At 63.2% G+C, this 23,560-nt stretch carries 28 protein-coding genes and 1 pseudogene; 19 read left to right on the forward strand and 10 right to left on the reverse strand.

Annotated elements, in window-relative coordinates:
* Nucleotides 1-8: 8 nt before the first annotated feature.
* The gene (gene pcaQ, locus GA0004734_RS18055; protein WP_092936622.1) at nt 9-947 is read right to left on the reverse strand and encodes a pca operon transcription factor PcaQ; all 939 of its coding nucleotides are present in this window, start codon (nt 945-947) and stop codon (nt 9-11) included.
* A gap of 89 nt (nt 948-1,036) precedes the next feature.
* Here pcaQ and pcaD point away from each other — a divergent pair, with 89 nt between their 5' ends.
* The 5 genes from pcaD to GA0004734_RS18080 all read left to right on the forward strand — a co-directional run bounded on the left by pcaD (nt 1,037) and on the right by GA0004734_RS18080 (nt 4,733).
* A complete protein-coding gene (gene pcaD, locus GA0004734_RS18060) occupies nt 1,037-1,837 on the forward strand; it encodes a 3-oxoadipate enol-lactonase (RefSeq protein ID WP_092936624.1) in 801 nt (266 codons plus the stop codon).
* Between the two features lie 2 nt (nt 1,838-1,839).
* Nucleotides 1,840-2,244 (forward strand): 4-carboxymuconolactone decarboxylase, encoded by a 405-nt coding sequence (pcaC, locus tag GA0004734_RS18065; RefSeq protein ID WP_092938143.1) that lies wholly within the window; start codon nt 1,840-1,842, stop codon nt 2,242-2,244.
* 1 nt (nt 2,245) lies between these two features.
* Entirely contained in the window at nt 2,246-2,995 is a 750-nt protein-coding gene (gene pcaH / locus GA0004734_RS18070) for a protocatechuate 3,4-dioxygenase subunit beta (protein WP_092936626.1), read from the forward strand.
* Nucleotides 2,995-3,609, forward strand: a complete 615-nt coding sequence (pcaG, locus tag GA0004734_RS18075; RefSeq protein WP_092936628.1) for a protocatechuate 3,4-dioxygenase subunit alpha — start codon at nt 2,995-2,997, stop codon at nt 3,607-3,609. The genes pcaH and pcaG overlap by 1 nt, the downstream gene beginning before the upstream one ends.
* A gap of 74 nt (nt 3,610-3,683) precedes the next feature.
* Nucleotides 3,684-4,733 carry a 3-carboxy-cis,cis-muconate cycloisomerase gene (locus GA0004734_RS18080; protein WP_092936630.1) on the forward strand — a complete coding sequence of 350 codons (1,050 nt, stop codon included), beginning with the start codon at nt 3,684-3,686 and terminating at the stop codon, nt 4,731-4,733.
* Between the two features lie 105 nt (nt 4,734-4,838).
* Here GA0004734_RS18080 and pobA read toward each other — a convergent pair whose 3' ends face one another.
* Nucleotides 4,839-6,011: a 4-hydroxybenzoate 3-monooxygenase gene (pobA, locus tag GA0004734_RS18085; protein WP_092936632.1), complete on the reverse strand. Its 1,173-nt coding sequence runs from the start codon at nt 6,009-6,011 to the stop codon at nt 4,839-4,841.
* A gap of 126 nt (nt 6,012-6,137) precedes the next feature.
* Between pobA and GA0004734_RS18090 the strand changes: the two genes are divergently transcribed.
* A complete protein-coding gene (locus GA0004734_RS18090; RefSeq protein ID WP_092936634.1) occupies nt 6,138-7,028 on the forward strand; it encodes a helix-turn-helix domain-containing protein in 891 nt (296 codons plus the stop codon).
* 397 nt (nt 7,029-7,425) lie between these two features.
* Here GA0004734_RS18090 and GA0004734_RS26100 read toward each other — a convergent pair whose 3' ends face one another.
* The 4 genes from GA0004734_RS26100 to GA0004734_RS18100 are packed head-to-tail and all read right to left on the reverse strand — an operon-like array spanning nt 7,426 to nt 8,990.
* Complete coding sequence (locus GA0004734_RS26100; protein ID WP_175386554.1) at nt 7,426-7,596, reverse strand: hypothetical protein; 171 nt, start codon at nt 7,594-7,596, stop codon at nt 7,426-7,428.
* The gene (locus GA0004734_RS26300) at nt 7,586-8,206 is read right to left on the reverse strand and encodes a zinc-binding dehydrogenase (RefSeq protein ID WP_210173762.1); all 621 of its coding nucleotides are present in this window, start codon (nt 8,204-8,206) and stop codon (nt 7,586-7,588) included. Before GA0004734_RS26300 ends, GA0004734_RS26100 begins: the two co-directional genes overlap by 11 nt.
* The gene (locus tag GA0004734_RS26305; RefSeq protein WP_210173763.1) at nt 8,149-8,607 is read right to left on the reverse strand and encodes an alcohol dehydrogenase catalytic domain-containing protein; all 459 of its coding nucleotides are present in this window, start codon (nt 8,605-8,607) and stop codon (nt 8,149-8,151) included. Before GA0004734_RS26305 ends, GA0004734_RS26300 begins: the two co-directional genes overlap by 58 nt.
* A complete protein-coding gene (locus tag GA0004734_RS18100; RefSeq protein WP_245292538.1) occupies nt 8,607-8,990 on the reverse strand; it encodes a 2,4'-dihydroxyacetophenone dioxygenase family protein in 384 nt (127 codons plus the stop codon). Before GA0004734_RS18100 ends, GA0004734_RS26305 begins: the two co-directional genes overlap by 1 nt.
* A gap of 523 nt (nt 8,991-9,513) precedes the next feature.
* Here GA0004734_RS18100 and GA0004734_RS18105 point away from each other — a divergent pair.
* The 4 genes from GA0004734_RS18105 (at nt 9,514) to GA0004734_RS18120 (ending at nt 12,482) form a co-directional block, all read left to right on the forward strand.
* A complete protein-coding gene (locus tag GA0004734_RS18105; protein ID WP_280949523.1) occupies nt 9,514-10,512 on the forward strand; it encodes an ABC transporter substrate-binding protein in 999 nt (332 codons plus the stop codon).
* Nucleotides 10,509-11,048, forward strand: a complete 540-nt coding sequence (locus tag GA0004734_RS18110) for an ABC transporter ATP-binding protein (protein WP_092936638.1) — start codon at nt 10,509-10,511, stop codon at nt 11,046-11,048. The genes GA0004734_RS18105 and GA0004734_RS18110 overlap by 4 nt, the downstream gene beginning before the upstream one ends.
* A 3-nt stretch (nt 11,049-11,051) precedes the next feature.
* Nucleotides 11,052-11,393 (forward strand): ABC transporter permease subunit, encoded by a 342-nt coding sequence (locus GA0004734_RS18115; protein ID WP_245292539.1) that lies wholly within the window; start codon nt 11,052-11,054, stop codon nt 11,391-11,393.
* Nucleotides 11,394-11,483: 90 nt separating this feature from the next.
* Nucleotides 11,484-12,482 carry a branched-chain amino acid ABC transporter permease gene (locus GA0004734_RS18120; RefSeq protein ID WP_092936640.1) on the forward strand — a complete coding sequence of 333 codons (999 nt, stop codon included), beginning with the start codon at nt 11,484-11,486 and terminating at the stop codon, nt 12,480-12,482.
* A gap of 36 nt (nt 12,483-12,518) precedes the next feature.
* On the opposite strand, the gene GA0004734_RS18125 is transcribed toward GA0004734_RS18120, so the two are convergent.
* Together GA0004734_RS18125 and GA0004734_RS18130 are read right to left on the reverse strand one after the other, a co-directional pair.
* Nucleotides 12,519-13,532, reverse strand: a complete 1,014-nt coding sequence (locus tag GA0004734_RS18125; protein ID WP_092936642.1) for a LacI family DNA-binding transcriptional regulator — start codon at nt 13,530-13,532, stop codon at nt 12,519-12,521.
* Between the two features lie 33 nt (nt 13,533-13,565).
* On the reverse strand, nt 13,566-14,324 hold the full coding sequence (locus GA0004734_RS18130; protein WP_092936644.1) for an SDR family oxidoreductase: 759 nt from the start codon (nt 14,322-14,324) through the stop codon (nt 13,566-13,568).
* Nucleotides 14,325-14,434: 110 nt separating this feature from the next.
* Here GA0004734_RS18130 and GA0004734_RS18135 point away from each other — a divergent pair, with 110 nt between their 5' ends.
* Both GA0004734_RS18135 and GA0004734_RS18140 read left to right on the forward strand, forming a co-directional pair.
* A complete protein-coding gene (locus GA0004734_RS18135) occupies nt 14,435-15,382 on the forward strand; it encodes a 2-hydroxyacid dehydrogenase (RefSeq protein ID WP_092936646.1) in 948 nt (315 codons plus the stop codon).
* Between the two features lie 10 nt (nt 15,383-15,392).
* A complete protein-coding gene (locus GA0004734_RS18140) occupies nt 15,393-16,424 on the forward strand; it encodes an L-idonate 5-dehydrogenase (protein WP_092936648.1) in 1,032 nt (343 codons plus the stop codon).
* A gap of 41 nt (nt 16,425-16,465) precedes the next feature.
* On the opposite strand, the gene GA0004734_RS18145 is transcribed toward GA0004734_RS18140, so the two are convergent.
* On the reverse strand, nt 16,466-17,404 hold the full coding sequence (locus tag GA0004734_RS18145) for a LysR family transcriptional regulator (protein WP_092936650.1): 939 nt from the start codon (nt 17,402-17,404) through the stop codon (nt 16,466-16,468).
* 181 nt (nt 17,405-17,585) lie between these two features.
* Between GA0004734_RS18145 and GA0004734_RS26460 the strand changes: the two are divergent.
* Nucleotides 17,586-17,816: pseudogene (locus tag GA0004734_RS26460) on the forward strand (hypothetical protein); the annotation flags it as partial.
* Nucleotides 17,817-17,836: 20 nt separating this feature from the next.
* A complete protein-coding gene (locus tag GA0004734_RS18155; RefSeq protein WP_092936654.1) occupies nt 17,837-18,511 on the forward strand; it encodes a 4-carboxy-4-hydroxy-2-oxoadipate aldolase/oxaloacetate decarboxylase in 675 nt (224 codons plus the stop codon).
* Between the two features lie 88 nt (nt 18,512-18,599).
* Here GA0004734_RS18155 and GA0004734_RS18160 read toward each other — a convergent pair whose 3' ends face one another.
* The gene (locus GA0004734_RS18160; protein ID WP_092936656.1) at nt 18,600-19,493 is read right to left on the reverse strand and encodes a DMT family transporter; all 894 of its coding nucleotides are present in this window, start codon (nt 19,491-19,493) and stop codon (nt 18,600-18,602) included.
* 191 nt (nt 19,494-19,684) lie between these two features.
* On the opposite strand from GA0004734_RS18160, the gene GA0004734_RS18165 reads away from it, so the two are divergent.
* The 5 genes from GA0004734_RS18165 to GA0004734_RS18185 are packed head-to-tail and all read left to right on the forward strand — an operon-like array spanning nt 19,685 to nt 23,556.
* On the forward strand, nt 19,685-20,086 hold the full coding sequence (locus GA0004734_RS18165) for an acetyl-CoA carboxylase biotin carboxyl carrier protein (RefSeq protein ID WP_092936658.1): 402 nt from the start codon (nt 19,685-19,687) through the stop codon (nt 20,084-20,086).
* Nucleotides 20,086-21,474 carry an acetyl-CoA carboxylase biotin carboxylase subunit gene (locus GA0004734_RS18170; protein ID WP_092936660.1) on the forward strand — a complete coding sequence of 463 codons (1,389 nt, stop codon included), beginning with the start codon at nt 20,086-20,088 and terminating at the stop codon, nt 21,472-21,474. The genes GA0004734_RS18165 and GA0004734_RS18170 overlap by 1 nt, the downstream gene beginning before the upstream one ends.
* Nucleotides 21,471-21,872, forward strand: a complete 402-nt coding sequence (locus GA0004734_RS18175; protein ID WP_092936662.1) for a hypothetical protein — start codon at nt 21,471-21,473, stop codon at nt 21,870-21,872. Before GA0004734_RS18170 ends, GA0004734_RS18175 begins: the two co-directional genes overlap by 4 nt.
* Entirely contained in the window at nt 21,869-22,564 is a 696-nt protein-coding gene (gene pxpB, locus GA0004734_RS18180; protein WP_092936664.1) for a 5-oxoprolinase subunit PxpB, read from the forward strand. Before GA0004734_RS18175 ends, pxpB begins: the two co-directional genes overlap by 4 nt.
* Nucleotides 22,561-23,556: a 5-oxoprolinase subunit C family protein gene (locus GA0004734_RS18185; RefSeq protein ID WP_092936666.1), complete on the forward strand. Its 996-nt coding sequence runs from the start codon at nt 22,561-22,563 to the stop codon at nt 23,554-23,556. The genes pxpB and GA0004734_RS18185 overlap by 4 nt, the downstream gene beginning before the upstream one ends.
* Nucleotides 23,557-23,560 lie beyond the last annotated feature (4 nt).

Here is a 23,560-nt window from a genome sequence, read left to right on the forward strand (position 1 = left end):
CCCAGATATCAGCCTGGCCGCGGCATGAGCTGGTGCGCTTCTGACGCAGCCTCGCGGATCGTCTGCAGCAGGATCGAGAGGGGTAGCGAGGCCATGCTATCCGCGCGCATGGTCAGCCCGACGGGACCGCGGGTTTCCCGGGTGTCGATCGGCAGTTTTGCCAAGGCGCCATTTTCGATATCGCGGGCGACGACGCCTTCGGAGATAATCCAGACGGCGTCGCTCATCTGAATGAACGCGCGTCCAAAAGCGTCCGAGACCGTTTCGATCTGGTCGGGGAGATGTCCCATGCCGTTGACGATCAGGAGGTTGTCGACGAAGGGGCGGATGATTGCGGTGCGCGTCGGCATCAGGATCGTATAATCGCCGAGACGGGAAAGCGGCGAACCTCTGGGGGCCAGCAGCGGATGTCCTGCCCGGACGACGAAGACGACTTGCTCGGAATAGAGATGCTCGAAGGTAAATCCGGTCATCTTCTCCGCTGCCGCCAGTCGACCGATCACCAGTTCGAGATCGCCGACGCGAAGCTGCTCGAGAAGCACGGCATTTTCGCCTGTGACGATCTTGACGCGGCTCCAGGTCTTCTCGTTCATGAAGAGCTGCATGGCGCGCGGCATGATATGCGTGGATACGGTCGGCAGTGCGCCGATGCGGATCGTCGGCGCTTCGCCGGAACGCTCACCAGACACCGAGTCGACGCCTTGCCGTAACGCTGTAAGAGCTGCTCCAGCGTGTCTCAGGAAGACCTCCCCATGCCGCGTCAACCGGATGCCACGCCCCTCGCGTTCGATAACGGCGACGCCGAGGATCTGTTCGAGCTCGCGGATGGTCTTGGTCACGGCTGGCTGGCTGACGTGGAGGCTGGCCGCTGCCTTAACGACGCTTTTCTGCCGGGCGACCTCGACGAACGTCTGCAGGTGCCGAACCTTGATGCCGGATTCACTCATGGATACATAACTTCTTGGTTATCGGTATCACCTGAATTATCATTTTACAGCACCGGATCAAGACGCCATTCTGCGACCGGGAGGTGACCATGCGATTTGTAACCGTAAACGGCGTCACGATTCATCACGAGATCATCGGCGATCCGGCGAAAAAACCGATGCTGGTCTTCATCAATTCGCTCGGCACCGATTTTCGTATCTGGCAAGACGTGGCAGATCGTTTGAAACACGCCTTTGCCATCCTTGTCTATGACATGCGGGGACATGGCCTTTCGGACATTGGTGGTGAGGCCTCAAATATCGAGGATCACGCGGACGACCTGTCCGGCCTTCTCGATCATCTCTCCATTGGACGCGCCGTCATCTGTGGCCTGTCCGTCGGCGGACTGATTGCGCAGGCGCTGTACCAGCGCCGGCCGGATCTGGTGCGGGCGCTCGTTCTCTGCGCGACCGCGCACAAGATCGGAACGCCTGACATGTGGAACGGACGGATAAGGGCCGTCGAGGAGGGTGGGATCGAGAGTATTCTCGATGCCGTGATGGAGCGCTGGTTCACGCTCGCCTTTCGAAGTCCTGAAAATGCCGCCTATGCCGGCTATCGCGCCATGCTGGTCCGGCAGCCGGCCGCGGGATATGCGGCCACATGCGCCGCGATCCGCGATGCGGATTACACCACTGCCGCCGCGCGCATCGCGGTTCCTACGCTCTGCATCGTCGGCGATCAGGACGGCTCCACGCCGCCCGATCTCGTGCGCTCCACCGCGACGTTGATCCCGGGGTCCCGTTTCGAGATCATTGCCGACGCCGGGCATATTCCCTGTGTCGAGCAACCGGACGCACTGTCCCAGACCATAAGCACCTTCCTCCTCACTCTCGATCAAGAGGCTTGATGATGTCGAATTCCGAGCGATACCGGCAGGGCATGGCCACGCGGCGCGCCGTGCTGGGAGACGCACACGTGGACCGGGCCGAGGCTGCGGCCACCGACATGGATCGGCCGTTTCAGGCTCTCATTACCGAGGCGGCCTGGGGCCATGTCTGGTCGCGCGATACGCTGACGACGCGGGAACGCTCGATCGTCACGATTGCGCTGCTGGCGGCGCTCGGCCAGGACGAGGAGGTTGCCATGCATATTCGGGCGACGCTGAACACTGGAGCCTCGCGTGAGGATATCGGCGAGGCCCTGCTGCATGTGGCGATCTATGCCGGGGTTCCCGCCGCCAACCACGCCATCAAGATCGCCAAGCGGACCTATGCCGAAATGGATGCCGCAGCGGAGCAGGGGGAGAAAGGATAAGATGTCGATACCATCCAATGACAAGCCTGAAACCGGCGCGTTCTTCGGACGAGACCGGACATGGCACTCGCCGGCACTCACCCCCGGCTACAAGACATCGGTTCTGCGCGCGCCGCAGCGCGCACTTCTGTCGCTGGATGGCACGTTGTCGGAAACGACGGGTCCGGTTTTCGGCCACGGGATGATCGGGGAGCAGGACAACGACCTGATCCATAATTTCGCCAAGCCCGGCGAAAGCGCGATTGGAGAGCGGATCGTTGTGCACGGCCGCGTGCTCGACGAGCGTGGCAAGCCGGTGCGCGGCGCCCTGCTCGAGTTCTGGCAGGCCAATGCGGGCGGTCGCTACCGGCACAAGAAGGAGACCTACCTCGCTGCTCTCGATCCCAATTTCGGCGGCTGCGGTCGCGCGATCTGCGACGACGACGGCCACTATGCCTTTCGCACGGTCAGGCCCGGCGCCTACCCCTGGCCGAATGGCGTCAATGACTGGCGCCCGGCCCATATCCATTTTTCCGTGTTCGGACACGGCTTTGCCCAGCGGCTGATCACGCAGATGTATTTCGAGGGCGATCCGATGATCTGGAAATGTCCGATCGTCAACACGATTCCCGACAAGGCCGCCATCGAGCAGCTGATCGCGCCGCTCGACTGGAACAATACGATCCCCATGGACGCGCGCGCCTACCGCTTCGATATCATCCTGCGGGGTCGCCGCTCGACGCTGTTCGAAAACCGGCTGGAGGGAAACTGATGCTCCGGTCAACCGACATATTGAAGGAAACGCCCTCGCAAACAGCCGGCCCTTACGTCCATATCGGCCTCATGCCGAACAGCTGCGGCATAGACGGCGTCTATACGGGCGATCTCGGATCTGCGCTGGTGAACGAAAAGACGCTCGGGGACCGGATCACCGTCAGCGGTCGCATCTTCGACGGTGCGGACACACCGGTGCGCGATGCCATCGTGGAAATCTGGCAGGCCGACAGTGCGGGCCTCTACAACAGCCCGTCAGAGAGACGGGGAACCGCAGACCCGAATTTCACCGGATGGGGACGCAGCGCAACGGCTGCCGAGGACGGTGTCTTCCGCTTCGAAACAATCAAACCCGGCCGCGTGCCGTTCAAGGACGGGCGGATGATGGCGCCGCACATCACCCTGTGGATCGTCGCGCGGGGGATCAATATCGGCTTGCACACACGGCTCTACTTTCCGGAGGAGGCCGAGGCCAATGCTGCCGATCCCGTGCTGCTGCGGATCGAACATCGCGCCCGCGTCGAGACGATGATCGCCAGCCGGAACGGCAACGACTATACGTTCGACATCCATTTGCAGGGAACGTCGGAAACGGTGTTCCTCGATATCTAGGGCATGTCCGGTGAACCCGTGTTTACCGGATATGCTTGAGGGCACGATATCGGAAACTGAGGAAGAGCCGACCCATGAGCATCGCCGCCTTCGATCATCCTTTCCTCTCCGGTCTTCTCGGCGATGACGAGGCTGCCGCTTTGCTCTCGGTGGACGCCGACATCCGGGCCATGCTGACCTTCGAGGCGGCGCTGGCACGCGCGGAGGGCGGGCGGGGGCTGATCCCGACCGCCTCCGCAAAGCGGATTGCCGAGGTCTGCGCAACATTCGTTCCCGATATTGCCCGGCTGAAGCAGGCGACGGCGACCGATGGGGTCGTCGTTCCAGAGTTGGTCCGGCAGCTTCGCGAGGCGGTCGGCGGTGCGGCAGCGGCACATGTCCATGTCGGCGCGACGAGCCAGGATGTCATCGACAGCAGCCTCGTCATCCGCCTCAAGACGGTTCTCTGCCTGTTTGCCGGACGCATCGACGACCTTATTCACAAGCTGGACGGGCTTGACGAGAGCTTCGGCGGGCAGCCTTTGATGGGGCGAACCCGCATGCAGGCGGCGATCCCGATCACGGTTTCGGATCGCCTGTGCAGCTGGCGCGCGCCCTTTCTACAAGAGCGGGAAAGGTTGGCTTGCCAAGTCCTTCCGCTCCAGTTCGGCGGTGCTGCGGGCACGCTGGAAAAGCTGGGTGCGGAGGCAGACGCCGTGCGGACCCTGATCGCGCAGGACCTGGGGCTTGCGGATACCCCCCAATGGCAGAGCCAGCGCGGGTTTATCGCCGATATCGGTCACCTCCTGTCGCTGATCACGGGGGCTGCCGGCAAGATGGGGCAGGACATCGCCCTGCTTGCGCAGGGCGGCGAAGAGATCGCTCTCTCCGGCGGTGGCGCGTCGTCCGCCATGCCGCACAAGCAGAATCCGGTCGCGGCGGAAACGCTCGTGGCGCTCGCGCGGTTCAATGCGGTTCAGGTCTCCGCCCTTCACCAGTCGCTGGTGCATGAGCAGGAGCGTTCCGGCGCCGCCTGGACGCTGGAATGGCTGGTCCTTCCACAGATGGTCATGGCCACGGCCGCATCGCTCCGCCTGTCTCTGCAAATGCTCGATACGATCGCCCGCCTTGGCGCGAAGACCTGAGCGAGGCGTTTTCCAGCCCCAACTAGCGGATGAGATGTTTCTCACCGGAGCCGACCGGCAGGGGTTTTCACCTGCCGGAAGAGTTTCGCATCATCGCTGCCGTGCTCAGTAGGGCAGGCCAACATAGTTCTCGGCCAGCGCCTTCGAGGCGGCTTCCGAATGGGTGAGATAGTCGAGCTCGGCTTCCTGGATCTTCTGATCGAAGGGGCCGGAGGCGGGAAAGCGGTGCATCATCGTCGTCATCCACCAGGAAAAGCGCACCGCCTTCCAGACGCGCGCCAGTGCGCGCTGCGAATAGGCGTCGATGCCGGCATTTGAGCGATCGGTGTAATGCTCCAGCAGACCCGAAAACAGATAGTTCACATCGCTTGCGGCGAGGTTCAGACCTTTGGCACCCGTCGGCGGCACGATATGGGCGGCATCGCCGACGAGGAAAAGGCGACCAAAGCGCATGGGCTCGGCCACGAAAGACCGGAGCGGGGCGATCGACTTTTCGAAGGACGGGGCCGTCTGGAGGGCTTCCGCATGATGCGCTGGAAGGCGCCGGCGCAGCTCATCCCAGAAGCGGTCGTCGGTCCAGCTCTCCACCTTCTCGTCGAGGGCGCACTGGATATAGTATCGGCTGCGCGTTTCCGAGCGCATGGAGCACAGTGCAAATCCGCGCGGATGGTTGGCATAGATCAGTTCGTGGCTGACGGGGGCGACGTCGGAGAGGATGCCCAGCCAGCCGAAAGGGTAAACCCGTTCGTATCCGGTGATCGCATCCTCAGGCACCGCCTTACGGCTTGCGCCGTGAAATCCGTCGCAACCGGCAATGAAGTCGCAGTCCAGCCGGTGCGCCGTGCCGTCCTTCTCATAGGTTATGTACGGCTTTTCGGTATCGAAGCCGAGCGGCTGGACATCGGTGGCACCGTAGATCGTCACGGCGCCGCTGGCTTCGCGGCGGTCCATCAGGTCGCGGGTCAACTCCGTCTGGCCATAGACCATGACGCGCTTGCCGCCGGTGAGGCCGAGAAGATCGATCCGGTGATCGCGGCCGTCGAAGGCCAGCGAAAAGCCGTCATGCGGAAGGCCTTCGGCATGGAGCCGACCACTGGCCTTTGCCTTGTCCATCAGCGCGACGGTGCCTTCCTCAAGCACCCCGGCCCGGACCCGACCGAGAATGTAGTCCCGGTCCGCACGGTCGAGAATGACGTTGTCAATGCCGGCCTCCGTCAGAAGCTGGCCCAGCAATAGCCCCGATGGGCCAGAGCCGATGATGGCGATCTGGGTGCGCATATTTCCTCCCACGCTTCCACCTCCCACAGGTGCGTTCGGCCCCGATTGTCGGCGGAGGAGCGCGTAACGACAATGGACAATCCCGCCAGAAAATTGCACAAATCGAACATTAAGAGGGGATGCATCATGCCGGATACCGTGCCCACTTACGATCTTTATGGTGAGCAGTCCGGTCAGGTGCCAAGCCTCTGGCTACACTGCGAAAGCATCCCGTCGCGCAGCCGTCTGCACCACTGGGAAATTCGTCTTCACCAGCATGAGAGCTTTTTCCAGATCCTGTACATTCAAACCGGATCCGCCGATGCCGTCTTTGGTGACGAGCGCCATCTCGTAGAGCCGGATACGGTCATCACCGTCCCCCCCGGCGTGAGCCACGGCTTCCGTTTCTCCCGGGACACGGACGGGCTGGTCATCACGATCCTCGCCTCTCGCCTGAAGACGATGCCTGGCGGACGAAGCCCCCTCGGCGTCTGGCTTGCGGAACCAAGGGTGACCCGACTCGACAGAACCGATCCGGACGCGGCCTATGTCGCGGAAACGCTCCTGAGGTTGAGTCGGGAATATGCCGGGCAGCGAAACGGTCGTAACGATCTTCTCGACGCCTATGTCACGCAGTCCTTGCAGCTGACGGCCCGTCTGTCGCAGGGCGGGGATGGCGGGATGGCGGATGACCGAAGCCGCCGGATGGAGCAACTCGACGCTCTGATCAACCGCCATCTCCGCATGCACAAGCCGGTTGCCTTCTACGCCGCCGAACTTGGCATTTCGCCAACGCATCTGAACCGCGTCGTGAAGGCCACGAGCGGGCAGGGCGCACACGAACTTCTCGCCGGTCGGTTGCTCGACGAAGCCAAACGCGAGCTGGTCTTCACCTTCGGAACCGTTCGGGAGATCAGCGACCGTCTCGGCTTTGCCGATCCTGCCTATTTCTCAAGGTTTTTCGTCAAGCATACCGGCAGTGCCCCGCGCGCGTGGCGTGACGCAGAGCGCACGAAACTCACGGATTCGAACGCCTAGCCATCTCGGCAAAACCCGAAGGAGATATCCCGAACTCGTCCCGACCCGCTTCGAGAAATGGGACAGATTGCGGAAGCCCCAGTTGAACGCGATATCCGAAACGCTTTTTGGGAAATTGCCGGGGCGCGCAAGGTCGGTACGGCATTTTTGCAGGCGCCGCGTGAGGATGAGCGATGCGAGCGTGCTCGCGTCGCCTTCAACGCTGCCCATCTTCGGCCGCGCCAGCCGGGCTGCTTCCGTAACGGGGAAGAAGTTGATGGACATCACCTCCGCAGATGTCTCCTGATTCCACTCGCTGCGATCGCGACTGACACCCGCGCAATTGACGAGCAGGTCGATGCGCGGCAGCGGATCAAGAGGGCGGCAAGGGCGGCGGCATCTCTGACATCCAGTTCCGTCACGGAGCGCGCGATCCGGCAGGCGCTTGCGGACTGCCGGCATTCAGGCCCGCCACATGCACGTCGGCACCCAGTTCCGCAAAGGCCGACGCCGCCGCTGCCCCGATACCCGATGTGCCGCCGATGACGACGACGGTCTTTTCCTTGAACAGATCCGGCCTAAAACTCATGACAGCTCTCCTTACCGTCCGTCACCGCGTCTGTCAGGGGGATCTCCCGCGTGACGATCCGCGACGGATCGAAGAGGCCGCTTGCGATCATCCCGATCAGGTCGGGATAGATGTTCTGATAGCCAACGGAGGCGATGAGCTCCAACTCGCGGTTGACGATGTCGAAGCCATCAAGCGTCATCGGCCGATTGCTGAGCCCGACGAGGACCGCGCGGCCGCCCTTGCGCACCGAGGCAAGCGCCGCATCGAACGTCGATGGCAGGCCGACCGCTTCGAAGGCGACATCCACGCCGTCCGCGACGTTCGCAAGATCCTGATCCGTGGCATTCACGATGTCAGTCGCCCCGAGATCGCGCGCCAGTGCCAGACGCGTCGTAGAAACGTCGCTGACGATACCCCGTCTCGCTCCCGCGATGCGGGCGAGTTGCGCGATCAAAAGCCCGATCGGGCCGGCGCCGGCGACGGCCACGGTATCGCCGGCGCGCACGCGGCCGCGTCGCAAGGCATGAAGGGCAACCGCCGCCGCCTCCAGTACGGCTGCCTGACGATCCGTCACGGCATCGGGCAGGGGATGCAGCATGTAGGCAGGGACGATGGCCTCTTCGGACATTCCGCCCGAGCCATCAGACCGGCAAATCCCATATCGACACAGGGATTGTATTCGCCGCGCCGACAGGCTTCGCAGCGACCGCACCGATATTCCGGCTCCACCGCCACCCGCGTACCCATAGCGATTTCGACGCCTGCCGCAGCCTCGGTCACGGTGCCTGTGAATTCATGGCCGATCACGAGCGGCGCCGTTTCGCCGGAAAGGCGGTGAGGATTTTCAACCGGGATCGCATGCGGGCCGTTGGCATATTCGTGCAGGTCGCTGCCGCAGATGCCGCAATAGGACACGGCGAGGCGAACCTCGCCGCTTCGCAGTGGCCGGCGCGGGCGACGTTCGATCCGAACATCGCCCGCGCCATGCCAGACAGCAGCCAGAAAGCCGGTGTCGTTTTCCCGGGACATCAGCGGATCAGGCCGTTGATGTAATCTGCGCCGAGACCGACCTTCTCGTAGTGTTCGCGTGCCATGCGGATGTAGTCGTGCACGTCGAAAGAGCCGTTCGGCTCGCCGTCCTCATCCAGCCAAACCAGCGGTCCGGTGACCTTGAAATGCACCCGCATAGGCTCGTCGCTCTCATAGGCGATCAAAGTGTGTCCCTCGCCGGGCGTCTCGTAGACGAAGTCGCCGGCCGTCGCGGTCCAGTCGTGCTCAAGGTAGCCCCACTTGCCGGAGATCGTGTAGGCGAAGACCTCGTGCGGGTAGTAGTGGCGGTTCACGAGCCCGGCCTTCTTCGCCATCAGCACGTCGCACCACATGCTCTTCTCCGGAGAGATCCAGAGCGGCATTGATGAGACGGTTTCCGTGAACGGGACGTAACATTTGTCGTCCTCTGTCGGAGCATTCGGAAGATAGACTTCCGGTTTTACATCCGGTTGAAAGACCTTGGTGATGGGTTTGATGTCGCGCCAAAACTCGCTTGTCGCTGCTTCGGGGATGGTGTTCCTCCCTGGATGCCTTCGAGAACGCGCAGCAAAACTGCCGCCATCCCTACAATAGTGATCCTGATGGATCGGGCTTTGCTGAGAAGGACAGAGCTTTTTGCTCTGAGGGACCATTGCCTTTCCGGGCCGCGACAAGGCGATTTTCTGGCGCTAACACCGATATCGGCACGCACTGACGAGGGACATGCGGGAGGAGCCCGGCCTCCGGGAACGCAGCGTCTTGTCGGGCGAAACGCCGAAGGGAGGAACCATCATGGCGATACCCAAGGTACTAACGCGTCGCACCGCTCTCAAGGGGCTCGGCGTCGGGGCGCTTGCCCTTTCTGCTTGATCCTATCTGAGAGCCGCCTCCAACCCGACGATCCGCATCGGCTTCGTCAGTCCACAGACGGGCGCCATGGGCTCGTTCGGCGAGACGGATGCCTATGCGCTCGATTTCGTGCGCAAGCACATCGGCGCCGGACTGGACATTCGCGGCACGACCTATGCCGTCGAGGTCATCGAGCGGGATTCGCAATCGAACGCCAACCGTGCAGCGGAAGTGGCCGGCGAGCTGATCCTCAACGAAGAGGTCCAGATCATCATTCCCGCCTCCACGACGGATGTGACCTTGCCCGTCTCGGAACAGGCGGAGTTGAACGGCGTCCCCTCCGTTTCCTCGACAGCGCCCTGGCAGGCGGTGATCATGCCGCGCGGTGGCGAGGCCTTCGAGTGGACCTACCATTTTTTCTGGAGTCTCGAAGACATCATCGCGTCGTTCGTCAACATGTGGTCGAGTGCCGAGACGAACAAGAAGGTCGGTCTGCTGCTGCCGAGAAATACGGACGGCGAAGTCTGGGGCAGCGAGGAATTCGGCCTGCCACCGGCTTTGCGCGCTGCCGGGCTCGAGGTCGTCAAGCCGTCGCTCTTCGAGCCACGCACCAATGACTTCTCCGCCCAGATCGCCGCCTTCAAAAGCGCCGGCTGCGATATTCTTGGTGGGCTGGTCTTTCCGGGCGACTTGCGCACGGCGGCCATCCAGTGCGCGCAGCAGGGTTTTAAGCCGAAGATCGCCACCCTGACACTGCTCGACCGGAAACGGCTGGAACTGGCCCGCGCCATGGCCGGAAAGCCCAAGCTCTTGCTGCTGGACGAGATCGCAGGCGGGCTGACGGATGGCGAAGCCAAGGATCTCGTGACATTGATCGCGCGGCTGCGGGATCGGGGCGTGACGATCATCTGGATCGAGCACGTGCTGCACGCCATCATGGCTGTCGCCGACCGGATGATGGTGCTGAGCTTCGGCGAGAAGATTGCCGAGGGCAAGCCGGATGCCGTCATGCGGGACGCCGAAGTCCGCCGCGTCTATATGGGGATCGAAGCATGAGCGAGCCGCTGTTGAAGGTCCGCGCGCTCTGTGGCGGCTACCGCGATTTCCAGGCGCTGTTCTCGATCGATTTCGATGTGGCGAAAGGCGAAGCCGTCGCGCTCGTCGGCGCCAATGGCGCGGGGAAGTCCACCCTGTTCAAGACGCTCGTCGGCTTGCTTCCGGTCAAGAGCGGTTCGCTGACATTCAATGGGCGCGACATCGCCGCCATGCCCGCGCACATCCTATCGGGGCAGGGGCTGGCGCTCGTGCCGGAAGGACGTCGGCTTTTCAAGGGGCTGACGGTCGAAGACAATCTGCGCGTCGCCCTCGGTCATGCCCGCACCGTCGAGCCCGGCGAAACCGTCTGGACCCTCGAGCGTCTCTACGATCTCTTCCCGATCCTCGCCGAGCAGCGGCGCCAGATGGTCGAGAAGCTGTCGGGCGGTCAACAGCAGATGGTGGCCATCGGCCGCGCGCTCATGGCGCAGCCGAAGCTGCTTCTCTGTGACGAAATCAGCCTCGGCCTCGCACCGAAAGTCATCGGCGAGATCTAGGCCATGATCCCCAGCATCCGCGCGACCGGCACCGACATCGTCATCGTCGAGCAGGACGTCTCGCTCGCGCAGCGATGCGCCGACCGGGATGCCGCCACGCTTTCCGGCATCGATACGAAGTCTGTCTATGCCAAGGCGACGGCCGTGGCGGTGGGCATTCTCGGCATCGCCGCCGTCTTTCAGGCCACTCGCACGACCATTGCGCCGGCCGATGGCGGCAGGCAACTCATCTACGCCTTCGAGGCCGTCATCATCGGCGGCATGGGCTCCATCTGGGGTGCCTTCCTCGGCGCGATGGTTCTCGGCATCGCGCAGGTGATCGGCTCGCGGATCGATCCCGGCTGAGGCGTGCTCGCCGGACATCTTGTCTTCCTTGTCGTTCTCGCATGGCGCCCGCAGGGCATCATGTCCCGCAGTTAAAGGAGGAATTGCCACATGATGGATCCTCACCTCGCGACGGTGTACCGCCACACGCGCTCAAGCCGCATCGACATCGTTCTCGGTCTTCTCCTCGTGCTCGCCATTCCCGGCATGCCGTTCTGGGCGTCGAGCGGCCATATCCGTTGGGCCATCGAACTCGGCTGCTTCATTGCCATCGCACAGATGTGGAACCTGCTCGCCGGCTATGGCGGCATGGTCTCCGTCGGGCAGCAGGCCTTCATCGGCCTTGGCGGTTACGCGCTGTTCGTTCTCGTCACGCTTTTCGGTGTCGATCCGTTCCTTGCCGTCCCGCTCTCCGTCATATTGCCGGCGCTCGTCGCTGCACCGGCCTACATGCTGCTGCGACGTCTCGATGGCCCCTATTTTGCCATCGGCACCTGGGTGCTCGCCGAGGTTTTGAGGCTGATCACCGCCAATATCGGGGCGGTGAATGCCGGTTCCGGCATGACGCTGGAGGCGTTGGCGAAGTACAGTGCGCATCAGCGCGAAGTCGGCCTGACGCTGCTGGTTGCGCTGCTGCTGTTGCTCACCGTCGGCGGCACCTATTTGCTCCTCAGGTCGCGTCTGGGTCTGGCGCTGACGGCCATGCGCGACGATGCGGTCGCGGCTGCCTCGCAGGGCGTCGATGTCGGCCGCATGCGCTTCTCGGTCTATCTCCTCGCGGCCGTCGGTACGGGGCTTGCGGGCGCCATCTATTTCATGGCGCAGCTGCGGATATCCCCCACGAGCGGGTTCGATCCCAACTGGTCGTCCATCTGCATCTTCATCGTGATGGTTGGCGGTATCGGGCGCCTCGAGGGTCCGATCATCGGAGCGCTTCTCTACTTTTTCGCGACCCGGCTCTTCGGCCAGTACGGCTCCACCTACCTGGTCGTACTCGGCCTCCTCACCCTTGTCGTCGCCATCCGCGCACCTTCCGGCCACTGGGGACTGATGACCTGCATGCGCCCCTGGCCATGGTTTCCGACCGGCTACATCCTGACCAAGGGCTAGCGTCAGCCGTAGCCTCTCGACTCTGCCGCGGTAACTTCAAAGGCTGCTTTGTCGGATGATCAACCCAGGGACGATGTTGACCTGCATCGAGCCGGAGGCCCCGTTGAGAAGATCCAGAATAAGACTACCGGTGCGCCGTCCTATCTCACGCGACTGCGCATCGATTGTTGTGAGCGAGGGGACGCAGAGACCGGAGATTTCGTAGTTGCCGAAGCCACCGATGGCGATCTGGTCGGGTACGCCGATACCGCGCCTCTGGCACTCCGTCAGGGCGCCAAAGGCGGAGAGGTCGGAGACGCAGATGACAACTTCCGTATCGGGGTACTCCTGAAGAAGCCGCGCCATGGCATCGGCGCCTTCCCGCATGGAAATGGGCGGTGCGCCGGACGCGATCAGGCGAATGTCGTCGTGCCCATGCGCTTTCATGGCCGCGACAAAGCCGCGCCGCCGGTCGCTTCCGCGCGTGTCCCGCCCCTGGTCGCCGCCGATAAACGCGATCCGTTTGTAGCCGACCGAAACAAAATGATCGACCATGGCGCGCACGGCATCGGCGTTCGAGAACCCCACATAGTGGCCGATCGGCTGGTCCGGTACGTCCCAGGTCTCCACCACAGGGATCCGCGCGTTTTCCAGCAGCCTGCGTGCGCGCGGCGTATGTCGCCCGCCTGTGACCACGATCGCCTGTGGATTGCGCCGCAGCAGCTGCTCGATCAGTTGTTCCTCGACGTCCATGTCATAATTTGTATATCCGAGCAGTGTCTGCATCTTTCGGCCGGACAGGATTTCCGACAGGCCCGCGACCGTGTCGGCAAAGTTCGCGTTGTTGATCGAAGGGATCGTGACTGCGACGAAATCCGTCTTCTGCGAACGAAGGTTCGAGGCCGTCGCATGGAAGATGTAACCGAGTTCCTCAGCCGCCGTTAAGATGGCTCTACGGGTTTCCGGGCTGATGACGCTATCGGCCTTCAGGGCGCGCGAAACCGTCATGGCAGAGACGCCAGCCTTGCGCGCGACGTCGCTCATCGTTGGCGATTTTCGATCCGATCTCATGGGAGATTGTTTATCTTCAGGCACGGGCGCATGTCACAGAGAGGCGGTGATGCCACCGTCCACATAGAGGATATGGCCGTTGACGAAGGACGATGCTCCGGATGCAAGGAAGATGCAGGCGCCGACCAGTTCCTCGACCTTGCCCCATCGACCGGCTGGTGTCCGCTTTTCCAGCCATGCCGAAAACGTCTCGTCGGCGACGAGCGCGGCGTTGAGCGGCGTGTCGAAATAACCGGGCGCGATGGCGTTGCATTGCAGGCCGTACTTCGCCCAGTCTGTCGCCATGCCCTTCGTCAGGTTTCCGACGGCACCCTTGGTCGCCGTATAGGGCGCGATACCGGGACGGGCGAGCGCCGTCTGGACGCTCGCGATATTGATGATCTTGCCCGCACCCCGCGTGATCATGTGGCGGGCGACGGCCTGGCCGACGTTGAAGACGCTCGACACGTTGGTGCGCAGCAACCTCTCGAAAGCGTCAGCCGGAAACTCTTCCAACGGCGTGCGATACTGCATGCCGGCATTGTTGACAAGGATATCGATCGGGCCGACATCCGCCTCGAATCGGTCCACCGCTATGCGCGCCGCCTGATGATCGGTGGCGTCGAAGGCGAGATGGTCGACTGGTGTTTCGAATTGCGCCGTCGCTGCCGAGAGCTTCTCCGCATCGCGTCCGTTGAGTACGATATGCGCGCCGGCGGCCTGCACGCCGTGGGCAAGCGCAAGGCCGATCCCTTGCGACGAACCGGTGATCAGAGCCCGTTTCCCGGAAAGGTTGAACAGCCGTAGCGACATGTTTTTCTCCTGATGTCTCTCGACAAAGTCTTCTGGCTCCGTTTATGTTATCGATAACATAATCTGTCAAGGTATCCTCTGATATGAGAGCGCCGAACGCGAGAGCCATAATGACAAAGCCGAATATCCTTCAGGTCGGTCCCTATCCGGAATGGGACGAGACGCCCCTGAACGCCGCGTTTGTGGTCCATCGCTATTTCGAGGCGGCGGACAAGCATGCCTTTCTGGCCGAGATCGGGCCAGATATCCGGGGCATCGCGACGCGTGGCGAACTGGGCGCCAGCCGCGTCATGATCGACGCCTGCCCGAATCTCGAGGTCATCTCCGTCTATGGCGTCGGCTACGATGCGGTCGATCTGGCCGCTTGTCGGGAACGGGGCATCCGCGTGACCAACACGCCGGACGTGCTGACCAAGGACGTAGCCGATCTCGGCGTCGCCATGATGCTCTGCCAGTCGCGCGGCGTCATCGGCGCGGAAACCTGGGTGCGGGATGGAAGCTGGGTCGCGCGGGGACTGTATCCCCTGCGTCGCCGCGTCTGGGGTCGTCGTGCCGGCATTCTTGGCCTCGGTCGCATCGGCCTGGAGGTGGCGAAACGCCTGAAGGGTTTCGATATGCAGATCTCCTACAGCGCCACCCGGCCCAAGCCTGAGGCCGATGGCCTGACGTTCGTGGCCGATCCGGTCGCTCTCGCGCGGGACGTTGATTTTCTGTTCGTCACACTGGCTGCGTCCGCCGAAACGCGTCACATCGTCGGCCGCGAGGTCATCGCGGCGCTTGGGGAGGATGGAATGCTGATCAACATTTCCCGTGCATCCAATATCGACGAGGACGCGCTGCTCGACGCCTTGGAACAGGGAACGCTTGGCTCGGCGGCCCTTGATGTGTTCGAGGGCGAGCCCGCGCTCAATCCGCGCTTCCTGGCGCTCGACAATGTCCTCCTCCAGCCGCATCACGCTTCGGGTACCATCGAGACGCGCAAGGCGATGGGGCAGCTGGTTCGCGACAATCTGCAAGCGCACTTTGCCGGCGCGCCGCTTCCGACCCCAGTCCTGTGAGGTTGCCATCATGAAAGCCATCATCGCCCATGGCGCAAAGGATCTCCGCATCGAGGAGACGGCGGAAGAACAGACCGGTCTCGGCGAGGTCCGGCTGCGGCTTGCCACTGGCGGCCTCTGCGGCAGCGACCTGCACTATTATCATCAAGGCGGTTTTGGCGCGGTTCGCCTGAAGCAGCCGATGATCCTCGGTCATGAGGTTTCCGCCTATGTCGAGGCTCTGGGCGAGGGCGTTGACGGGCTGGAGGTCGGAGACCTCGTCTCCGTGTCGCCGTCCCGGCCGTGCCGTATGTGCAGATATTGCCAGCAGGGCCTGCACAACCAGTGCCTGAACATGCGGTTTTACGGCAGCGCCATGCCGTTTCCGCATATTCAGGGTGCCTTCCGCGAGACCCTCGTTGCAGACGCTTACCAATGTGTTCCCGCCGGCGATCTATCGCCCGGCGAAGCGGCCATGGCGGAGCCGCTGGCGGTGGTCTTGCATGCGACGCGCCGGGCGGGAGACCTGCTCGGCAAGCGGGTGCTCGTCACCGGCTGCGGCCCCATCGGCGTACTGTCGATCCTGGCGGCGCGGCGTGCCGGTGCGGCCGAAATCGTGGCGGTCGATCTTTCCGACTTCACGCTCGGGATGGCAAAATCAGCCGGCGCCGACCGTACGATCAATACGGCAAGCGAACCCGATGGGCTGGCGCCTTACGCGGTGGACAAGGGCACGTTTGACGTTCTCTACGAATGCTCGGGTGCCGCACCGGCGTTGCTCGGCGCCATTCCCGCCCTGCTGCCGCGCGGCATCATCGTTCAGCTCGGCTTGGGTGGGGACATGACCCTGCCGATGACGGTGATCACCGCCAAGGAGCTGGACCTGCGTGGCTCCTTCCGTTTTCACGAGGAGTTCGCCACGGGCGTCGCCCTGATGCGCAAGGGCTTGATCGACGTCAAGCCGCTGATCACACACACCGTGCCGCTCAACGATGCTCTCTCCGCCTTCGACATCGCCTCCGACCGCAGTCGGGCGATGAAGGCGCAGATCGTATTTTCCTGACAAACAGGGCCAAGGAGGGGCCAAGGAAAAGGCCGGCCTCGTTACCGGCTTTTCCCTGATTTGACATCCGTGCAGCTCCAATGACCCTCGGCTCCCAGCTTCTCCACGACCGAGAGTACAATGTTGCGGACCTCGATGACGGCCCTGCTGGGCGGATGGTTGACCGGCATATCCAGAACAAGTCGGCGCTGGAGGCCGGGCTTCACCAGCGTCGCGGTGGACAGGCGTTCGTTCTCGTGATCGGCGTAGACGGCACCGCGCCCGAGGATCGTGACGCCCAGTCCGGCGCGGATGGCGGCCTTCGTGCTCGCTACGCCCTCGATCTCCCTGACGATATTGATCTCGCGACCGAGCATCAGCGCCTGTCGTTCGAGAAGGATACGAATCCCGTGTCTGCGTGTAGGCAGGATCAGCGGCAGTCCGAGGGCCTTTTCGATCGTCAGCGTTTCACCGGGCGCAAACTGGCCGTTTGCGCCGACGGCAAACAGCACCTCATCGAACAAGGGGATGGCGGCAGGCTTGGCAACCCCCTCAAGGGTGACGGCGAGATCGTGGAGCTTTGTGTCCACCGCGACGCGCAGCGCCTGGCTGTCCCCCTCGCTGATCGTCAGCCGCACCTTGGGAAAGCGCTGCGCGCACGCTTCGATGACGGGAATGCCGAGGATCGGGCTGATTGAGCCGAGAATGCCCAGCGACACGTCGCCGCTCGGATATTTTGCCTGTTCCTTCGTCGCGATCTCCGCCTGATCGACGGCCCTGAGGATCGCCTGGGCGTGGGCCAAAAGCGTCTGGCCGGCTGCTGTCGCCGTCACGCCGCGCGGTGTCCGGTTGAGCAGCAGAACGCCGAGCTGCTCCTCCAGAGCCCGCATGTGCGAACTCAACGCCGGCTGCGCGACACCCAGTTCACCGGCTGCGCGGGTAAACGAGCCGAGTTCCGCGATCTTGCTGAAGTATCGCATCTTCAAGAGATCGAGCGTCATCGTCCCACGTACCATCCATATCGATTTTATATATCTATTATGCCCAATATATATTTGTTTGAATGCCCGGCAACCGGTAAATGTTATCCTACCAGCGAGAGGATGCGCTGTTGGTGAGGAACGACATGAACATGAAGCGAATTCTGGGGGCCGTCATCTTTAACGGCGCGGCCTCACAGCGAAGCTCACCGTAGTTTCTCCACAGACCCGTATGGCGGAACTGACGCAGGGGCGCGTCGATATCCTGGCATCGCTTCCCAGCGACAGCAAACAGCGTGCCGAACAGGTCAATTTTAGTGGTGCCTACATCGCCGGGCGGCTGACGTTCGACGTCAGCCCCGACCTGTTCTTCTCCCAGGAGGCGCATCCCGACGTGCGGGGCGTCCTCTCCTCCATCCACCGCAATCCCTGAAACAGTCGAAAGACCCGATCATGATCCATATCAAGCAAATCCCGGAACGCCCGAGCGCGGAAGACGTCAAGGCGCTTTCACCCTTCTCGCCGGCCACCATCCATGAGGCTCAGGGGCGTCGTGGCGCCCTGTCGTCGCGCATCAAGCCGGTCGATTACCGCATGAAGCTATGCGGCCCGGCTTTTACCGTGAAAAGTGCACCGCGCGACAATGTCATGCTGCAACTTGCCATCAACTATGCAAGTCCCGGCGATATCATCGTCGTCTCCGGTGGCGAATACGAGGAGGCCGGCTCCTTCGGAGACGTGCTGGCCAATGCCTGCCTTGCCAAGGGCATCGGCGGCCTCGTGACCGATACCGGCGTGCGCGACACACTGCAGCTCCGCGATCTCGGCTTTCCCGTGTTCTCGCTCAGCGTCTGCATCAAGGGCACGGTCAAGGAAACGCTGACCTCGGTCAACGATCCGATCATCGTCGGCGACGAACTGATCTATCCCGGCGACATCATCGTCGGCGATGCCGACGGGCTGGTGGTCGTCCGTCGTGGCGAGGCGCAGGCGGTAGCAAAGCTTTCGCAGGAGCGGGAAGACGCCGAAGCCGGCTATATCGCCGCCTACAAGGCGGGCAAATCGGTGATCGAGGTGAGCAATCTGGAACCGGTGCTGAAAGCGAAGGGCTTCCGGTCGGATATCTGATCTCATACCAAGTGTCGACGAAAGAAACCTATAGGTCCTATCAACGACACTTGGTATCAGGCCTCGGCGGCGGCCAGCGCCGTTTCGGTCATCTGCAACTCCGCTTCAGCCGGCTCTCGCGCCACACGGCAAACAGACCGGCTGCTGCAACGATGACGCCGCCCGTGATTGTGGTGATAACGGGAAGCTGGCCGAAGGCGAGATAGCCGATGACTACGGACCAGATCAGCGTCGAATATTCGAACGGCGCAAGCAAAGAGGCCTGCGCATGGCGCAGGCTCAACGTCATCAAGATCTGTGCCATGCCGCCGGAAATGCCGGCGGCAAGCAGGAGACAAAGCTGCGTGACGCTCGGCATCGTCCAACCGAAGACAGCCGTCGCCAGGCCGATGACGGTGGTGACGAGAGAAAAATGGAGCACGATGGCGCCCGGCTGTTCGGTCTTTGCAAGGTGACGGATCTGCACCGAGGAAACCGCGGAGAAGAACGCCGCCACGAGCCCTGCCGCGCTGCCGAGCAGCATGCCCATACCGATGACGTCAGCTTTGAAAATATCGAGATGCGGTGCCAGCATCACCAGCACGCCGGTAAAGCCGACCGCGACCGACGTCCAGCGGTAGACCCGCACAACCTCGCCTAAGAGCACGGCAGCAAGGATGACGGTGAAGAGCGGCGCGGCATAGCTTAGCGCCGTTGCGTCGGCGAGCGGCAGATAGGCGAGCGCGAGATAGCCGAAGAACATGCCGCCCGTGCCGGAGATGCTGCGGACGAGGTGCCCGCCGAAATGCTTCGTGCGGGTGAGGGCAACAAGGTTTCCCTGGAGCCCGAGCCAGATCCCCAGGGGCAGGAGCGCGCCGACCGAGCGGAAGAGCACGACTTCCCCTGTCGGAATCGCACCGTTCAGCCCCTTCACGCTCGCCGCCATCAAGGTCGCGCAGAGGGCTGCCAGAAGTTTGAGAAGAATGCCTTTTCCGGGGTTCATTGCTATTCACCGTCGCCAAACCTCCCGAACTGGCCTCCCTGTCGCCATTCACCACGAACCGTCTCGGACGCAAACCAGAAACGCGCTCCATCAAAACTTCGTCTGACCCCATCGCCCCATCGCTGATGTAGCAAGAATGGCGCCCTTCGCTGCGTCTGTCAGCGAACCGGGACCTTGCAAGCAGGTGGCGAATGGACCTCTCGAAAATCAAAACCCTGATCGACTTCGTCGGCCAATCCGACATCACCGAACTCACGGTGAGCGAAAAGGATACGACGGTCCGGATCTTCCGGACGAAGACGACGGGCGAAACCGCTGGCCCGATTTCTGCGCCTGCCGCTGCTGCCGGAGAGGCCTGTTCGACGCAGGTGATCGCGCCGATCTTCGGTGTGCTGCACGCGGCATCGGCACCCGGCGAAAAGCCGTTCGTCGCCGTTGGCGATATCGTCGAGGCCGGCCAGACGCTTTTCATCATCGAGGCCATGAAGGTTTTCAATAGCATTGCCGCGCCACGCACGGGGCGCATCGTGAGGCTCGCGGGCGTGGATGGCGCCGAGATCGAGGCGGGCGACCTGCTGGCGGAGATTGCCTGATGTCCGGGGACGCAACAAACGCGCAGCAAGCACGCGGCTTCGATACGGTCCTCATCGCCAATCGCGGCGAGATCGCGCTGCGGGTGCTCAGAGCCTGCAAGGATCTGGGCCTGAAGACGGTCATGATCTGCTCGCAGGCCGACCGGGACGCGCAATACGGTGCGCTGGCAGACAGGTTGCTTTGCATAGGCCCGGCAAGCGCCGGCAAGAGCTATCTCAATCAGGATGCGATCCTGCTGGCGGCGCGCCTGACGGGTGCCGGCGCCATTCACCCCGGTTACGGCTTCCTGTCAGAGAATGCCGCTTTTTCCAATGCCATCGAGACGGCCGGGATGGTCTTCATCGGGCCGACCGCCGCCTCGATTTCGACCATGGGCGACAAGATCGCCGCGAAATCCGCGATGATGGCGGCCGGCGTCCCATGCGTTCCCGGTCCCGATACCGCGCTTCCGGACGATCCGGCCGCAGTCCAGGCCATCGCCGCCGAGATCGGCTACCCCGTGATCGTCAAGGCGGCCGGCGGCGGTGGCGGACGCGGCATGCGCGTGGTGCACGAGGCGGGACATCTGCAGGAGGCGGTGTCGCTGACCCGCGAGGAAGCGCGGCAGGCCTTCGGCAGCCCGGCGCTCTACATGGAGAAATTTCTCCAGCATCCGCGCCATATCGAAATACAGGTTCTTTGCGACGTGCACGGCAACGCCATCTGGCTCGGGCATCGTGATTGCTCCATGCAGCGCCGCCACCAGAAAGTGGTAGAAGAAGCGCCCGCGCCCGGTATCGCGCCGGAAAGCATCGGCCCCGTTGCCGAAGCCTGCCTCACCGCCTGCCGGCTGATCGGCTATCGCGGCGTCGGCACCTTCGAGTTTCTCTATGAGGGTGGCGAGTTCTACTTCATCGAGATGAACACCCGGCTTCAGGTCGAGCATCCCGTGACCGAGATGACGGCGGATATCGACATCGTCCAGGCGCAGATCCGCGTGGCGCAGGGCGAACCGCTGGCGCTGGGGCAGGGGGATGTGGCGACCGAAGGGCATGCCTTCGAATGCCGCATCAATGCGGAAGACCCCGAAACGTTTCTGGCCGCAGCCGGCACCATCACCGGCATCGCCCTGCCATCCGGCCCCGGTATCCGGGTCGATACGCATGTCCATGCCGGTTACAAGGTGCCGCCCTATTACGACTCGCTGATCGGCAAGCTGATCGTGCATGCGCCGAGCCGGACGGAGGCCATTGCCGCCATGCGCAATGCGCTTGCGCAGACGCGCATCGACGGCATCGCCACCAACCTGCCGCTGTTGCGCGCGCTGTTCGAAGACGCGGCCTTTGCGGCCGGCGGCACGGATATCCACTATCTCGAGACATGGTTGAAGCAGCGGAGCGCCGCATGAGCAAGCTGGACTTCACCGATCCCGCCCTCCTCGACGCGCTTGCCGCCGCCCTGACGGCCGCCGGCGTGGACGGCATCGAGATCGAGCAGTCGTCGCGCACGCTGCGGCTGGTCGTAGAGGGGAAGACCCCGCGCGCGACGGTGCGCCCCCATGCCGGCAATGCATCAGCAGCTGATATCCTCACCGCGCCAATGGCCGGCATCTTCGACCTCGATACGATCCCGAGCGAACTGCCGCGAACCGTTCGTGCCGGAGACATTCTTGCCTGCCTGCGCATCGGGCCGGTGCTGGTGCCCGTCAGGGCCTCAAAAGCCTGCACCGTCACGCGGTGCCTTGTCGTTACAGATGCCCTTGTCGGCTTCGGCGATCCCCTGTTCGACATCGAGGCACGCTCATGAGCCGCGCAGCCAATTCCCTTGCCAGCCGACCGCTGATCCGGTCGCGACCCAAGATCTCGGCCATCGGCGCGCGGGCGTTCCTACTCGATGCGCCGGGCGAGTTCGACCTTGCCGCGCAACGCCGGATCTGGGCGCTGACGCAGACCGTGCGGCGGTGGTCTGACGTGATCGAAACCGTGCCGGGCATGACCAATCTGCTGGCCGTTTTCAAGGCCGTGCCGGAAGACCCCGACAGCGTGATATCTAGGCTGTTCGACGCCTGGGAACGCGCCGAAAGCATCGACATCAAAGGCAAGACGATCGACATTCCCGTTCATTACGGCGGCGCGCATGCGACCGATCTGGCCGCCCTTTGCGATCTCTGCGGTCTTTCCGACAAGGAAGTCGTGCGGCTGCATCATCAGGGCACCTATACGGTGTTTGCGCTCGGCAGCGCGCCGGGCTTCGGCTACCTGCACGGGCTCGATCCGCGCCTTCACATGCCGCGCAAGACCGTGCCGTCTTTGCGGATGGAAAAGGGTTGCGTCACCATCGGCGGCATGCAGACGGGCGTTGCCGTTCTGACCGGGCCGAATGGCTGGAATTCGATCGGCTTTGCCGACCTGCCGATGTTCGACCCCGCAGCCGAAGTACCAGCTTTGATGGCGCCGGGCGATATCGTGCGCTTTCTCCCCGAAAGGATCGAGCTGTGATCGAGATCGTCGACACCGGACCGCTGAACACGATCCAGGACCTCGGCCGGCCGGGCTACCGCGACATCGGCGTCACGGTGAGCGGAGCGATGGACCCGCTGGCTTTGACGATCGCCAATCTGCTGGTTGCCAACGATGCGGGAGCCGCGGCGGTCGAACTCCAGACATTTCCCGTGCGGATCCGTTTTGAGCAGAAGACTGCGTTCTCCGTCACGGGCGGCGGCTCCGCGGCGCTTGACGGCGAAACGCTTCCTCCTTGGTGGATGCAGATAGCATACACCGGCCAAATCCTTGAAATCCTGCCGTCGAAAACATCGGCCCGCGCCTATGTGGCCTTCGGCGGCGGTGTCGATGTGGCGCCGGTCATGGGCTCGCGCAGCACCTCCTTGCGCGGTGCGTTCGGCGGCAATCACGGTCGCGCGTTGCGCAAGGGCGACGTGCTTCGGCTGGGGTCTCCGGCGACCGGTGTCTTCCCCGCGGGCGGCTTCGGCGTGGTGCCTCCCCTGCGCGACATGGCATCGCTCTTCCCTGTGGCCGAAAACGGCGCCTTGCTGATCCGGGCACTGCCGGCCGGCGAACACGATCTGTTCGGGGCGGATGCCGAGCGGTTCTGGAACGAGGACTGGAAGATCTCCGCGCAGAGCGACCGAACGGGCTACCGCCTTTCGGGCAATCCCATCCGTCTGACGGAACCGGTCGAGATGCGCTCCCACGGCATCGTCGCAGGTGTCGTTCAGGTGCCGCCGGGCGGCGAGCCCATCGTGCAGATGAGCGATGCCAATACGGCGGGCGGATATCCGAAGATCGCCGGCATCGTTGAGGCCGACCTCTGGCGGCTGGGCCAGGCCCGCATTGGCACCCGTCTGCGCTTCGTGCGCGCGACGCATGCGGAGGCGCGGATACTCGACCAGGCGATTGCCGCCTATATCTGCGACGTCGGAACCACCGCGGGACACGTCGGGCGGGCGCTTAAGGCGATGGCAGGCCGATGACAGG

It is taken from the genome of Rhizobium sp. 9140 (assembly GCF_900067135.1).
Classification (GTDB): Bacteria; Pseudomonadota; Alphaproteobacteria; order Rhizobiales; family Rhizobiaceae; genus Ferranicluibacter.